Below are 15,062 nucleotides of genomic sequence, written 5' to 3'. Positions count from 1 at the left end.
TTTCAAATACAAATCAAAAAAATAATAACAGATTTGAAATTGGAAAATAAATTAAACTCTATTTTAGTACATAATTTTACTACCGATAACGGTGCTTTTTATGCGCATATCAATCTGAGTTATCAAGTTTTTGGTTTAGCCTTAAATACTGCTCCAATTGTTTTAGTAAATCATGCTTTAACAGGAAATTCTCAAGTGATTGGAGAAAATGGATGGTGGAATGAACTCATTGGAATTGACAAAACTATTGACACTTCTAAATATACGATTTTAGCTTTTAATGTACCTGGAAATGGATTTGACGGAAAAATAATCGATAACTATCGTGACTTTACAGCTAGAGATATCGCTAGATTATTTATTGAAGGGTTGAGTTTTTTAAAAGTTAATGATCTATTCGCTTTGATTGGTGGTTCTGTAGGAGGCGGAATAGCCTGGGAGATGATTGCAATCGAGCCTAAATTAACTCAAAATTTAATTGCTATTGCTACCGATTGGAAATCGACAGATTGGTTAATTGCCAATTGCTATTTGCAAGAAAAAATTCTTAATAATTCAAGGAATCCTATTGAAGATGCGCGAATTCATGCAATGATGTGCTATAGAACACCAGAATCATTCAAAGAAAAATTTCAAAGAAAAGTGAACGATGATGAAACCCTATTTAATGTAGAGAGTTGGTTAAATCACCACGGAGAAAAATTACACAATAGGTTTCAACTTTCGGCATACAAGATGATGAATCAGTTGTTGAAAACGATTGACATTACTAGAAATCGAGATTCATTTGAAGAAATAATTGAGGCAGTTGAAGCCAATATTTACATTATTGGAATTAATTCAGATTTGTTTTTTACGGCCAATGAAAATAGAGAAACGTACAACGAAATTAAAAAATTCAAAAACAATGTGTATTACGGTGAAATCGATTCACAACACGGGCACGACGCCTTTTTGATGGAATACGAGCAGCTGAATACGCTTTTAGATGTAGTTTTTAAAAATAAAAAAAATAGAATGAAAATAGTAAAATTTGGAGGAAAATCTCTAGGGAATGGTGAAGGAATCAATAGAGTTTTAGAAATTATTATTGATAAAAAAAATAAGGGTGAAAACATTGCAGTCGTAGTTTCTGCCAGAGGAAACGCTACAGATGAGTTAGAGGATATTTTGACTATAGCCGCTAAAAATGGGAATTATAAACCGCTTCTAGAAAGTTTTAAAGCCTATCAGCAAGACAATTATACTGATGTAGATCTTTCTGTGGAATTTGCAACATTAGACAAACTTTTTGAAGGTGTTAGTTTAATAGGCGATTTTAGTAATAAAATTAAAGATCAGGTTTTGGCTCAAGGTGAAGTAATTTCGGCAAAATTACTTTCTGCAGTTTTAAACCAAAGAGGTGTAAACGCCAAATTTGCCGATACAAGGGAGTTAATTAAAACCGATTCTAAATTTGGTGACGCCCAACCTTTAGAACAAATTTCAAAGAAAAATGTCATACAGTATTTCAAACAAAATGACAAAACGGTAAATATTATAACTGGTTTTATTGGTTCAAATGCAAATAATGAAACAACTACTTTAGGTAGAAATGGAAGTAATTATACCGCTTCTTTGATTGCTAATTATATTGATGCCGAGGAACTTCAGAATTATACTAATGTAGACGGAATTTACACTGCCAATCCAGATTTGGTTCCTGATGCAAAAAAAATCGACTTTTTATCGTTTAACGAAGCAAATGAGATTGCCAATTTTGGAGCGACAATCTTACACGCCAAAACAATCATACCGTTATTAGAGAAAAATATCCCGCTTCGAATTTTAAATACGTTTAATCACGAAAATCAAGGAACATTAATCACTTCAAAATCAAATAAAGAGGGAATTAAAACACTTTCTGTTCTTGAAAATGTTGCATTAGTAAACCTTGAAGGTAGAGGATTACTAGGAAAAACGGGTGTTGATGCTCGAATTTTTAAAGTGATGGGCGATAATGACATTAGCGTGAGCATTATTTCACAAGGCTCTTCAGAAAGAGGAATTGGATTAGTGGTTGCCGCTGATAAAGCCTCCAAAGCAATGATTGAATTGGAAAAAGAATTCGAAAATGATTTTTATTCTAAGGATGTCAATAGGATATCGGTAACCGATAATGTTTCTGTAATTTCTATCATTGGTCAGGATTTAAGCACTTTCCACAAGCCTTATACGGCATTGATAAAAAATAAGATTGTTCCGATTCTTTTCAATAATACGGTTACTGGTAAAAATGTAAGTTTGGTGGTGAAAAAATCCGAACTTCACAAAGCTTTGAACGTAATTCACGGAGGAATTTTTGGAGTTTCAAAGAAAATAAATATTGCCATTTTCGGACACGGTTTAGTAGGAGGAACTTTAATCAATCAGATTTTAGAATCAGCCGATACTATCGAAAAAAGAAAGGGAATTAAATTGAACGTTTTTGCTATAGCGAATTCTAAAAAAGTGCTGTTGAACAAAAACGGAGTATCATCAAATTGGAAAAACGAAATTTCGAATAATGGCGTTTTATACACCATCAATGATGTAATAACTTATGCTAGCGAGAATCATTTAGAAAATTTAATAGCTATTGATAATACAGCTAGCGCTTCATTTGTTGAGAATTATATTGATTTAATTGAAAGTAGTTTTGATTTGATTTCTTCCAACAAGGTAGCCAATACGTTGAGTTATAAATTTTATAAAAAATTGAGAGAAGTTTTGGCAGATAATCAAAAGAATTATTTGTATGAAACCAATGTTGGCGCTGGATTACCGCTTATTGACACTATTAAATTATTACATCTTTCAGGTGAAAATGTAACTAAGATAAAAGGAGTGTTCTCAGGAACTTTGAGTTATTTATTCAATATTTTTTCTGCAGAAGATCGTCCTTTTAGCCAAGTGTTACAAGAAGCTATCGACAAAGGTTTTACCGAGCCAGACCCACGCGAAGATTTATGTGGAAATGATGTGGGAAGAAAGTTGTTAATTTTGGCAAGAGAACTCGATTTACAGAATGAGTTTGAAGAAATTGCTATTCAAAATCTAATTCCTGAACATTTAAGAGAAGGAGATAAGGCAGGATTCCTTGGAAGATTACAAGAATTAGATGCTATATATGCTGAGATAAAACAAAATCAAAATCCGAATCATGTTTTGCGATATATTGGAGAATTATCAGGAGATTTGCAACAGGATAAAGGAAATCTTGAAGTGAAATTGGTTTCTGTACCTTCAGATACTGCTTTGGGCGGGTTAAAAGGTTCAGATTCTTTCTTCGAAATTTACACAGAATCCTATGGAGACAGACCTATTGTTGTTCAAGGAGCAGGAGCAGGTTCAGCAGTTACTGCACGTGGTGTTTTTGGAGATATTTTGAGATTATCAGAAAAAGGGTAGAATAATGTTTAGTCATTTGTTATTTTTTATTTTGGTCAACTGGAGATGAATTCAATAACTCGTTAAAAGATATTTAATATGGTGATTTATGGGATTTTAATAGTATTAATTTATACTTACTATGCATACAAAAAAGATAAAAAATCAACATCACTAAAATTAAATTTAGACGAGGAAATTAAACAAGGTTTAGAGAGTTTAAAAATTGGAATGACAGAATATATTCAGTCAGGAGAAACTGAATATTCAGAAAAAGAAGTTGAAAAATGTTTGAAATTAATAGATGCTTTTCTATATGATATCGCTCAATCAAAAAATAAAGAAGCTGGATTAAAAATAGTTAAAAATATTGTAATAAAGCTCAATGAACTTAATGAAGATTGTGGAAATGAATTAATTGAAACTGACCAAAGAGAACAAATTGCTAACATTATAATCTTAGCAGGACATCTTAAAGGTTATAATGAAAGAGACGAAGATATAACTGAAGAGTGGAGAGAATGGTAAAATAAGAAACTAATGCATATTAGGGATTTAAAGTAATAGGTTTTTTTTGGTTAATTGAAATTTATTATTTTTAGTTAAATTCGTTATAGATAGATAGTTTCAGGTTCTATAATTCCCTTACTTAGTTAAGCCCCAAACTTTTTTAATAATTTAGTGTAAAAATAAAATCCGTGTTTGAAATCCGTTTCATCTGCGTTCATTAAAAATAAAAGAAATGAAAATAACATTAGATAGAGTAAACGAAAACTTCCACTTTCAATTAAAAAATGAACGTGGACATATAGTCAATGTAGATGCTAGACCTGACTTTGGTGGGAACGATATGGGACCAAGTCCAATGGAATTAGTGTTGATGAGCGTTGCTAGCTGTAGCGGAATCGATATGATTTCGATTTTGAAAAAGCAACGTCAAGAAATCACTTCTTTCAAGGCAGAAGTAGAAGGCCAACGAGTACAAGTTGGTGAAGCAAAACCGTTCAAAAATATTTATGTGACTTTCTTTTTAGAAGGTACTATCAATGAAGAAAAAGCTCAAAGAGCAGCACAACTTTCTTTTGAAAAATATTGTTCGGTTGCCAAAACAGTAGAACCAACCGCAACAATTCATTATAAAGTAGTTTTGAACGGGGTACAATTAGCCTAAATATAAATAGCCAAAATTTCGTTTAAGGATAGAGTTTTGAAATACTAATTATTGCAACAACTTTAAACTTTAAACTTTAAACAAAAACAGAATGAACAATTCAGAATTCGGTTTCGAAACTCAAGCCATCCGCAGCCAATTAGAACGAACACAATATTTAGAACATTCCGTTCCTTTGTATCTAACCTCAAGTTTTGTATTTGAAGATGCAGAAGACATGCGTGCCTCATTTGCCGAAGAAAAAGAGCGAAATATTTATAGTCGTTACAGTAACCCAAATACTAACGAGTTTGTGGATAAAGTTTGCCAAATGGAAGGAGCAGAAGCTGGTTTTGCTTTCGCATCCGGAATGGCAGCAGTTTACTCCACCTTGGCTGCATTGTTGAATTCAGGCGATCATATTGTTTCGGCGGGAAGTGTTTTTGGAGCAACACATTCTTTGTTTATCAATTATTTTCCAAAATGGGGAATAGAAACTACTTATTTTGATATCAATAAACCAGAAACTATAGAAAGTTGTATTCAGCCGAATACCAAAATTCTTTTTGCTGAATCGCCTACCAATCCAGCTGTAGATATAATCGATTTGGAATTTTTGGGAGTAATTGCCAAAAAACATAATTTGATTTTAATCATCGACAACTGTTTTGCCACGCCTTATTTGCAACAACCTATAAAATGGGGAACGCATTTGGTCATACATTCAGCCACAAAATTAATGGACGGTCAGGGTAGAGTTTTGGGAGGAATAACTGTTGGTGATGCCGAATTGATTCAAAAAATCTATCTCTTTTCTCGATTGACAGGTCCTTCGTTATCTCCATTTAATGCATGGGTATTGTCTAAAAGTTTAGAAACTTTGGCCATTCGTTTAGATAGACATTGCGAAAATGCACTGAAAGTAGCCGAATTTTTAGAACAGCATCCAAAGGTGAGTTTGGTGAAATATCCGTTCTTGAAATCGCATCCTCAATATGAAATTGCCAAAAAGCAGATGAAATTGGGTGGTAACATTGTGGCTTTCGAAATCAAAGGCGGTCTTGAAGCAGGGAGAACTTTCTTGGACAAAATAAGATTGTGTTCGTTGTCACCCAATTTAGGAGATACTAGAACCATTGTGACACACCCAGCATCGACTACCCATAGTAAATTAACGGTTGAAGAGCGTTTGGCTGTAAGTATCACTGATGGATTGGTACGTGTATCAGTTGGATTGGAAACAGTTAAGGATATTATTGCCGATTTGGAACAGGCACTTTCATAGATTTCAGATTGTAGAATATCGATTTTTGATTTTTTGAACTAAATAAAAATCGTGATTCAATCAAAAATCTACAATCGTTAATCAAAAATCTAAAATTAATATGCTCTCAAAAAAAACAAAATACGGAATAAAAGCGTTGACTTTCTTGGCGAGACAGGAAAATCAACAGCCAGTACAAATAGCTGAAATAGCTAAGAGTGAGAATATTTCAATTAAGTTTTTAGAAAGCATTTTATTATTATTACGTCATTCAGGTTTTTTAGGAGCTAAAAAAGGAAAGGGCGGAGGCTATTATTTAATAAAAGATCCTAAAGAAATTAATATGGCCAAAGTATACAGGATTCTAGAAGGTCCCATAGCTTTATTACCTTGTGTGAGTCATAATTTCTATGAAAAATGTGATGATTGTATTGATGAAAGTAAGTGTTCTGTTCACAAGTTAATGACCGAAGTTAGAGACAATACCTTAATGATACTGGAGAACAACACGCTCGCCGATATCTCATTTTAATCATAAAATTTTATAAAACTCTTTTATAGTTTAAAATAAAGTTCTATTTTTGCAAAATAATCTACTAAGCCGATAGGGTATTAGATAATCAATTTAAAGTTAGTTCAATTTATTATAATATGAATAAAGTTTCAAAAGCAAAGAATGCAGAGATAAAAGTGGAAACGTCTTTTGCAGAGCGCTTATGGGTAATAATTCCGGTAGTGCTACTTGCTGGTTTATTTTCAGTATTGCTATACAAACATTATGGTGAGTTTTCTTGGAATGGTTTTCTTGCAGGTTTCAATCACGAATTTTTAATTTTTTTCCTAATAGGAATTTTTGCGCAACTAGTGGATGGAACTCTAGGGATGGGATACGGAGCGACGTCAACGTCATTCTTGTTAGCGTACGGAATTCCTCCAGCGATAAGTAGCACAGGCGTTCACGTGGCTGAAATGTTTACCACGGGAGCATCAGCTATTTCTCATCACAGATTTGGAAATATCAACAAAAAACTAGTGAGACATCTTTTGATTCCCGGAGTTTTAGGGTCAATCACTGGAGCCTATTTATTGTCGGATGTTATTGACGGAGATGTAATAAAACCATTCATAGCAATCTACATGATAGTTTTGGCTTGTATTATTATTAGCAAGGCATTGAAGAAAAATATCATTAAAAAGAAAACAAAGAAATTAGGAGTATTGGCCACTTTTGGGGGTTTCATGGATGCTGTTGGTGGTGGAGGCTGGGGACCAATTGTAACGTCAACACTTCTTGGTAACGGAAGACATCCGCGTTACACAATTGGTTCAGTGAATGCAGCAGAATTTGCTGTTTCTTTTGCAAGTGGAATCACATTCATGATTTTTGGTGGAATAAACGGTTGGCAAGTCATCATAGGATTAATTCTAGGTGGAGTCATTGCAGCACCTTTAGCAGCATTTTTGGTAAACAAGATAAAAAGAAAACCAATGATGATCGCAGTCGGAATTTTAATTATCATTTTGAGTTTAAGAACATTATCAAAATTATTGTAATGAGTAACATAACTGTAGATAGTTTATTAGAAAAAACAAAGGGGTTTTCCATCGAAGAAACACTTTCTTTTCTCGCCAATGAGTATAAAGATAAAGTGGTTTTTTCTACATCATTCGGTCAAGAGGATCAGGTGATTACGGCTTTAATTGCTAAAAATAATTTACCGATTAAAATTTTCACTTTAGATACGGGTAGGTTATTTCAAGAGACTTATGATGTTTTTCATAAAACAGTAAAAAAATATAAAGTTGCTATTCATACCTATTTTCCTGAAGCAAGTCAAGTGGAAAATTTGTTGAATACAAAAGGTCCAAATAGCTTTTACGAATCAGTAGAGAACAGGAAAGAATGTTGTTTTATACGAAAAGTAGTTCCACTTACCAAAGCTTTAAAAGGGAATTCGGTTTGGATAACTGGTTTGCGTGCTGAACAGTCAGAGAACAGACACGATATGCAACTTTTTGAATACGATGAAAAGTTTGAAATCATAAAATTCAATCCCCTTTTAAAATGGTCTTTAGAAGAAGTTCAAAAATATATTGATGATAATAATGTACCACAAAATAGCTTGCATAAAAAAGGATTTGTGAGTATTGGTTGCGCTCCTTGTACTAGAGCAATTGCCCCGGGAGAAGATATTAGAGCAGGAAGATGGTCATGGGAATCAAGTCATAAAGAGTGTGGTTTGCACCAAAAATAAGATTTAAGAATAAAGTATACATAAATAATAGTTTATTAGATTTTAGTGGAAGTTAAACAACTTTAAACTTTAAACTTTAAACTTTTTAACTAAGAAAAATGAGTTCAATATTAAAAACAAATGCTTTAGAAAGCGAAGCGATATACATTTTCAGAGAAGTAATTTCTCAATTTGAAAAACCTGTATTGCTTTTTTCGGGAGGAAAAGATTCAATTACATTGGTGCGTTTGGCACAAAAAGCATTTTTTCCAGCCAAAATCCCTTTTCCGTTGTTGCATGTAGATACAGGGCATAACTTTCCTGAAACCATTGAGTTTAGAGACAAACTAGTCGCTGAATTAGGTTTGGAATTAATCGTTCGTAATGTTCAAGATGCTATCGATCAAGGCAAGGTTGTTGAGGAAACGGGGAAATATTCTAGTAGAAATACCTTGCAAACGACTACCCTATTGGATGCTATCGAAGAGTTTAAATTTGATGCTTGTATTGGTGGAGCACGTAGAGATGAGGAAAAAGCCAGAGCTAAAGAACGTATTTTTTCGGTTCGTGATGATTTTGGTCAATGGGATGAAAAAAATCAACGACCTGAATTATTCGACCTTTTGAACGGGAAAATAGAAATTGGTCAAAATGTTCGTGTTTTTCCTATTTCAAATTGGACAGAACTAGATGTTTGGAGCTATATTGAACAAGAGCAAATTGAGATTCCATCTATTTATTTTTCGCACAAGCGTAAAGTGTTTCTAAGAGATGGATTAATTTGGTCACATTCTCCATTTGTATATCAAGAAGAGGATGAAGAAATTGAAGAAAGAGTGGTGCGTTTCAGAACCGTTGGCGATATGAGTTGTACAGCAGCAGTAGAATCCTATGCAGCAACCATTCAAGAAGTAGTAGGTGAGATTCGTTCTTCAACCATTTCAGAAAGAGGGGCGAGAATCGATGATAAACGCTCTGAAGCCGCAATGGAAAAAAGAAAACAACAAGGGTACTTTTAAGAGTTTATGGTTTTTCGTTTATAGTTTATGGAAATGTCCTTTTACTCTAAACAACAAACAATAAACAACAAACAATAAACAAAACAAGAATGGAAGTTTTAAAAATAGCAACGGCGGGAAGTGTAGATGACGGAAAGAGTACATTAATAGGAAGATTATTATACGATACTCAATCATTGACAACTGATAAAATAGAAGCAATAGAAAGAAGTAGTAAACAAAAAGGCTACGATTATCTCGATTTTTCACTAGCTACCGATGGTTTAGTTGCCGAGAGAGAGCAAGGAATTACTATTGATGTGGCTCATATTTATTTTTCTACAGCTAAGAAAAGTTACATCATTGCTGATACACCTGGTCACGTAGAATATACTCGTAATATGGTTACAGGAGCTTCGACTTCACAGGTTTCTATTATTTTAATTGATGCGCGTAAAGGAGTAATTGAGCAGACGTACCGTCACTTTTTTATCAACAATTTATTGAGAGTAAAAGACGTGATTGTCGCTATCAACAAAATGGATTTGGTTGATTATTCAGAAGAGGTATTCAATAAAATTAAAGCCGATTTCCAAGCATTAAATGCAAAAAGCGCCTACAAAGAACAGAATGTAAGTTATATTCCTTTGAGTGCTATCAATGGTGGAAATGTGGCTGAAAAATCAGAAAATATGCCATGGTATACTGGACAAACCGTTCTTGAACATTTGGAAAGTTTGGAGCCAAAAGACATCTATGAAAATGGGAAGGCGCGTTTTCCAGTTCAAACGGTTATTAGACCTAAAACAGAAGAGTATCACGATTTTAGAGGATATGCAGGGAAATTATATGGCAACAACATTAAAGTTGGAGATGCAGTAACTGTGCTTCCTTCTTTAACAAAATCAAAAATAACAAACATTCATTTTTTTGATAAACAATACGACGAAGCCACAGCAGGTTCATCAATTACGATTGAATTAGATAATGATATCAATGTTACTAGAGGCGATATGATTGTCAAATCGGATGAGCTTCCAAGAATTGAAAAAGATATTACCTCTACAATTTGTTGGATGGACAGCAAAAAACTAGTACCAGGAACAAAATATTTAATTCAACACAATACAAATAGAGTCTTGGCTAAGATTGAAGCAGTTAAAAATGTAATTGCTACCGATTATTCTGGAGTTACGCCAGCGACTCGATTGGAAATTAATGAGATAGGTGAAGTTTCTATTAAATTAAGCAAGCCATTATATTTTGACGCCTATAATGACAATAAATCAAATGGTGCCTTTATTTTGATTGATACAGCAACAAATACAACTGCAGGGGTTGGCTTTATTCAATAAGCCAGCTTTTGATAAAACATAATTACAGATGCAAAGTTTTAGAACAGAAATAGAAGATCCAATTGTCCAAAAAGACATCATCGACTTAGAGAGAAAAATTGCTTTATTCCGTGATGGAAAAATTGATGATGAGCGTTTCCGTAGTCTTCGTTTAGCTAGAGGTGTTTATGGTCAGCGCCAAGAAGGTGTGCAAATGATTCGTATTAAATTGCCATTTGGTAAAGTTACAGGCGAACAATTACACCGTATTTGTAAAGTGTCAGATGAATATTCAACAGGGCGTTTGCACATTACAACACGTCAGGATATTCAAATTCACTATGTAAGTTTGGACAGAACTCCACAACTATGGGCAGAGTTAGAAAAAGATGATGTTACTTTGAGAGAAGCCTGTGGAAATACCGTCAGAAACATTACTGCAAGTGAAACTGCTGGGATTGATGTAGAGGAACCCTTTGATGTTTCTCCTTATGCTCATGCTATGTTTCAATTTTTTCTAAGAAATCCAGTATGTCAAGAAATGGGACGTAAATTCAAAATTGCATTTTCATCTTCAGATAAAGATACGGCTTTGAGTTATATGCACGATTTAGGATTTATTCCAAAAATTGTAAATGGTGAAAGAGGTTTCAAAGTAATGCTTGGAGGAGGCTTAGGTTCTCAACCGCAACATGCAGAATTACTGTCAGAATTTATGCCAGTAAATCAAATTATACCAACAACCGAAGGGGTATTGAGAATATTTGATCGATACGGAGAAAGAGCCAAACGATTAAAAGCACGTATGAAATTTTTAATCAAAGACTTAGGTAAAGACGAGTTTTTACGATTGGTAGAGGAGGAGAAAAAAGCGTTGTCACATCATATTGTAGAAATTGATACAGCTGCATTTGATGTTGAAATTCCAAAACCATTATTGGAAGCACCAAAAGTGACTATTGATGATACTGACGCTTTTGAAGCTTGGAAAAAATCGAATGTAATTCAACAGAAACAAGCGGGATATGTTGCCATTGGTATTAAGGTTCATTTAGGAGATTTTTATACTGATAAAGCAAGAGCATTGGCAGATTTGATAAAAAATTATGCCGCAAATGAATTGCGATTTTCTTTAAGACAAAATATTATAATTCGTCATGTAAAGGAAGAACATCTTCCGTTTTTCTATCAAGAATTAGCAAAATTAGGTTTTGTAGCATTAGGTTACGATAGTATCGCAGATGTAACAGCCTGTCCAGGAACAGATACTTGTAATTTAGGAATCGCAAGTAGTACGGGAATAGCAGCTGAACTTGAAAGAGTATTGGAGACAGAATATCCACAATATGCTAATAATAAAGAGATTGCTATAAAAATTAGTGGTTGTATGAATGCCTGTGGTCAACACAATATGGCTGAAATTGGCTTTCAAGGAATGTCTATCAATTCAGGAAAATTAGTTGCTCCAGCCCTTCAAGTATTACTAGGAGGAGGTAATTTAGGAAATGGTCAAGGAAGATTTTCAGATAAAGTAATTAAAATTCCAAGTCGTAGAGGACCCGAAGCCTTACGATTGATTTTGAACGATTTTATTGCAAATGCAAACGGTCAGTCATTTTTGAATTATTATGATGCTAAAGGAGAAAAATATTTTTACGAATTTTTGAAACCTTTAGCAGATGTTACCAATCTTACCGAAGCAGATTTTATAGATTGGGGTAATGCAGATAATTATGTAAAAGCAGTGGGAGTAGGTGAGTGTGCAGGTGTTGTTATTGATTTAGTAGCTACTTTATTATTTGAAGCTAAGGAAAAATTAGTATTTGCTCAAGAAGCTTTTGATGAAAAAAAATGGTCAGATGCCATTTATTTAGCCTATGCAGCGTATATAAATGGAGCTAAAGCTTTATTGCTGGCCGAAAATCAAAAAACCAATCACCACGCAGGTATCATCGATTTATTTGATACCGTTTTTATCGAAACTGGAAAAATTGAATTGAATTCGACTTTCAGAGATGCAGTCTATCAAATCAATCAAAACGAACCTTCAGAAGTATTTGCAAAAAAATACATTGAGCAAGGGGTAGCTTTTTTTGAAACTATTGAAAATTACAGAGACAAAGATTTAGCAAATGCATAAAATAATCAAATCAAAAGTTACCTTAGTTGGTGCCGGCCCTGGAGACCCAGATTTGCTTACCATAAAGGGAGCAAAAGCGCTATCCGAAGCCAATGTGGTCTTGTATGATGCCTTGGCTAATGAAGAAATATTAGCGTATGCTCCCAAAAAATCGATTAAAATTTTTGTTGGAAAAAGAAAAGGGTATCACGAATATACTCAAGACCAAATTAATCAATTGATTGTTGATAATGCTTTGACTTATGGTCATGTTGTTCGGTTAAAAGGTGGAGATCCATTTATTTTTGGTCGCGGAAGTGAAGAAATCGATTATATAGAAAGTTTTGGAATTCCTACTGCGGTGGTTCCTGGAATTTCATCTTCAATCGCAGTTCCTGCTTATCAAGGAGTTTCATTGACTAAAAGAGGAGTTTCAGAAAGTTTTTGGGTAATAACTGGGACTACTTCGGATAGAAAACTATCTAACGATGTAGCATTGGCAGCACAATCTTCTGCAACAGTAGTGATTTTGATGGGAATGAGTAAGCTTTCACAAATTGTCAGTTTGTTTCAAAAAGAAAATAAAGGCGAAACGCCTATTGCAATCATCCAAAACGGAACTTTACCTAATGAGAAAATAGGAGTTGGAACGATTGATACCATTGTTGATGTCGCCCGAGAGGGAAATTTAGGTTCACCTGCCATTATTGTTATTGGTGAAGTTGTTCGAGAAAGTAATAAATTGAAAAGTTTCTACGAGGAATTTAGTATTAGAAAAATTGCTTAATGGAAAGGAACGAGCTATATCCTATTTTTTTAAAATTACATCAACTCAATGTATTGATTGTTGGTGGAGGTAATGTAGGATTGGAAAAGCTTACCTTTTTATTAAAATCAAGTCCTAACGCTAACGTTGAGGTGGTGGCTCCAAGATTTTTATCAGAACTAGAAGATTTAGCCAAAAAACATCCTTCAGTGAAATTGACATATAAAAAATTCAATCGCTGGATGCTTCGCAAAAGGAATATGGTTATCGCATGTACCGATGATTTAAAAGTAAATAAAAGGGTTTATGATTTGTCTCGAAAGAGATATTTGATTTGTAACATAGCTGATACGCCTGAATTATGTGATTATTATCTAGGAGGAATTGTGACCAAAGGAAATGTCAAAATAGCGATTTCAACCAATGGAAAATCACCAACAACAGCTAAAAGGTTGAGGGCGTTTTTTGAAGAAATTATTCCAGACGATATTAATAAAATGGTTGAAAATTTGAATGAATATCGTAAAACGCTAAAAGGCAATTTTGAAGAAAAAGTTCAAAAAATGAACCAAATTACAGAAGTTTTAAAGAACAAATAATTATAGTACAAGTGTTACAATTGTCACACAAAGAATAAAAAATCATTCGTTGATTTGTATCATTAAAAGGTAAATTAAAATAACAAAAGTCAAAATAGAATACAATGGTTAAAACAGATATACTTATAATAGGAGCCGGACCAACTGGTTTATTCGCCGTTTTTGAAGCAGGATTATTAAAATTAAAATGTCATATTCTAGATGCATTACCACAAGCAGGTGGGCAGCTTTCAGAATTATATCCCAAGAAACCAATCTACGATATACCCGGATTTCCCGAAGTTTTAGCAGGAGATTTAGTGGATAATTTAATGGAACAAATCAAGCAGTTTGAACCAGGTTTTACGCTAGGGGAACGAGCTGAAACTATTGAAAAACAAGAAGATGGAACTTTTATTGTAACCTCTAATAAAGGGAAGAAATTTCATGCTCCAGTAATTGCTATTGCTGGTGGTTTGGGTAGTTTCGAACCTCGAAAACCACTTATTGAAGATATCGAATTTTATGAAGACAAAGGAATAAAATACTTTATCAAAAATCCTGAAAAATTTAGAGACAAAAGAGTAGTCATTGCAGGTGGTGGAGATTCGGCATTGGACTGGAGTATTTTCTTGTCTAATGTTGCTTCTGAAGTGACTTTAATTCACAGAAGAAATGAGTTTAGAGGCGCTTTAGATTCTGTTGAAAAAGTTCAAGAGTTAAAATCTGCTGGAAAAATCAAAATGATTACACCAGCTGAAGTGGTGGGGTTGAATGGAGCAGAACACCTTGAATCAGTTGATATTGACGAAAATGGCGCTCACAGAAATATTCCTTGTGATTATTTTATTCCGCTTTTTGGATTAACTCCAAAATTAGGACCCATTGCAGATTGGGGTCTTGAAATAGAAAAGAATGCTATAAAAGTGAACAACGCTCTAGATTATCAAACTAACATACCTGGGATTTTTGCAATAGGCGATGTAAATACCTATCCAGGAAAACTAAAGTTGATTCTCTGCGGTTTTCATGAAGCTACCTTAATGTGTCAAGCGGCGTATCAAATTATAAACCCAGGCAAGAAATATGTATTGAAATATACCACGGTTAGTGGTATTGATGGATTTGATGGTAGTCGTAAAGAAGCTCCAAAAGCAGTAGTGAAAGCTATTGTATAATATCCCTTTTTTTAATGTCAAAAATATAGCGCT

13 protein-coding genes are annotated in these 15,062 nt (G+C 33.8%); all 13 read left to right on the top strand.

Annotated features, from left to right (window positions below):
• Positions 1-39: 39 nt before the first annotated feature.
• The 13 genes from thrA to AC23L6_RS10655 all read left to right on the top strand — a co-directional run bounded on the left by thrA (position 40) and on the right by AC23L6_RS10655 (position 15,029).
• Entirely contained in the window at positions 40-3,429 is a 3,390-nt protein-coding gene (gene thrA / locus AC23L6_RS10715) for a bifunctional aspartate kinase/homoserine dehydrogenase I (RefSeq protein WP_487562434.1), read from the top strand.
• A 78-nt stretch (positions 3,430-3,507) separates the two neighbouring features.
• Complete coding sequence (locus AC23L6_RS10710) at positions 3,508-3,936, top strand: hypothetical protein (protein WP_487562435.1); 429 nt, start codon at positions 3,508-3,510, stop codon at positions 3,934-3,936.
• A 214-nt stretch (positions 3,937-4,150) separates the two neighbouring features.
• Positions 4,151-4,579 (top strand): OsmC family protein, encoded by a 429-nt coding sequence (locus AC23L6_RS10705; protein ID WP_487562436.1) that lies wholly within the window; start codon positions 4,151-4,153, stop codon positions 4,577-4,579.
• A 91-nt stretch (positions 4,580-4,670) separates the two neighbouring features.
• Complete coding sequence (locus AC23L6_RS10700; protein ID WP_487562437.1) at positions 4,671-5,843, top strand: trans-sulfuration enzyme family protein; 1,173 nt, start codon at positions 4,671-4,673, stop codon at positions 5,841-5,843.
• A 100-nt stretch (positions 5,844-5,943) separates the two neighbouring features.
• Positions 5,944-6,354: an RrF2 family transcriptional regulator gene (locus AC23L6_RS10695; protein ID WP_487562438.1), complete on the top strand. Its 411-nt coding sequence runs from the start codon at positions 5,944-5,946 to the stop codon at positions 6,352-6,354.
• 119 nt (positions 6,355-6,473) lie between these two features.
• Positions 6,474-7,376 carry a sulfite exporter TauE/SafE family protein gene (locus AC23L6_RS10690; RefSeq protein WP_487562439.1) on the top strand — a complete coding sequence of 301 codons (903 nt, stop codon included), beginning with the start codon at positions 6,474-6,476 and terminating at the stop codon, positions 7,374-7,376.
• Entirely contained in the window at positions 7,376-8,077 is a 702-nt protein-coding gene (locus AC23L6_RS10685; protein ID WP_487562440.1) for a phosphoadenylyl-sulfate reductase, read from the top strand. Before AC23L6_RS10690 ends, AC23L6_RS10685 begins: the two co-directional genes overlap by 1 nt.
• A 98-nt stretch (positions 8,078-8,175) precedes the next feature.
• Positions 8,176-9,075 carry a sulfate adenylyltransferase subunit CysD gene (gene cysD / locus AC23L6_RS10680; protein WP_487562441.1) on the top strand — a complete coding sequence of 300 codons (900 nt, stop codon included), beginning with the start codon at positions 8,176-8,178 and terminating at the stop codon, positions 9,073-9,075.
• Positions 9,076-9,164: 89 nt separating this feature from the next.
• Positions 9,165-10,409 carry a sulfate adenylyltransferase subunit 1 gene (locus AC23L6_RS10675; RefSeq protein ID WP_487562442.1) on the top strand — a complete coding sequence of 415 codons (1,245 nt, stop codon included), beginning with the start codon at positions 9,165-9,167 and terminating at the stop codon, positions 10,407-10,409.
• A gap of 28 nt (positions 10,410-10,437) precedes the next feature.
• Positions 10,438-12,528: a HEPN domain-containing protein gene (locus AC23L6_RS10670; RefSeq protein WP_487562443.1), complete on the top strand. Its 2,091-nt coding sequence runs from the start codon at positions 10,438-10,440 to the stop codon at positions 12,526-12,528.
• Complete coding sequence (gene cobA, locus AC23L6_RS10665; protein ID WP_487562444.1) at positions 12,521-13,294, top strand: uroporphyrinogen-III C-methyltransferase; 774 nt, start codon at positions 12,521-12,523, stop codon at positions 13,292-13,294. Before AC23L6_RS10670 ends, cobA begins: the two co-directional genes overlap by 8 nt.
• Positions 13,294-13,872, top strand: a complete 579-nt coding sequence (locus tag AC23L6_RS10660; RefSeq protein WP_487562445.1) for a precorrin-2 dehydrogenase/sirohydrochlorin ferrochelatase family protein — start codon at positions 13,294-13,296, stop codon at positions 13,870-13,872. Before cobA ends, AC23L6_RS10660 begins: the two co-directional genes overlap by 1 nt.
• Positions 13,873-13,976: 104 nt before the next feature.
• Positions 13,977-15,029: an NAD(P)/FAD-dependent oxidoreductase gene (locus tag AC23L6_RS10655; RefSeq protein WP_487562446.1), complete on the top strand. Its 1,053-nt coding sequence runs from the start codon at positions 13,977-13,979 to the stop codon at positions 15,027-15,029.
• The last annotated feature ends 33 nt before the right edge of the window (positions 15,030-15,062 follow it).

This window comes from Flavobacterium sp. R1_16, assembly GCF_057652095.1.
The sequence above is the reverse complement of the archived record's forward strand: the minus strand, read 5'-3'. Positions and strand labels throughout refer to the sequence as shown.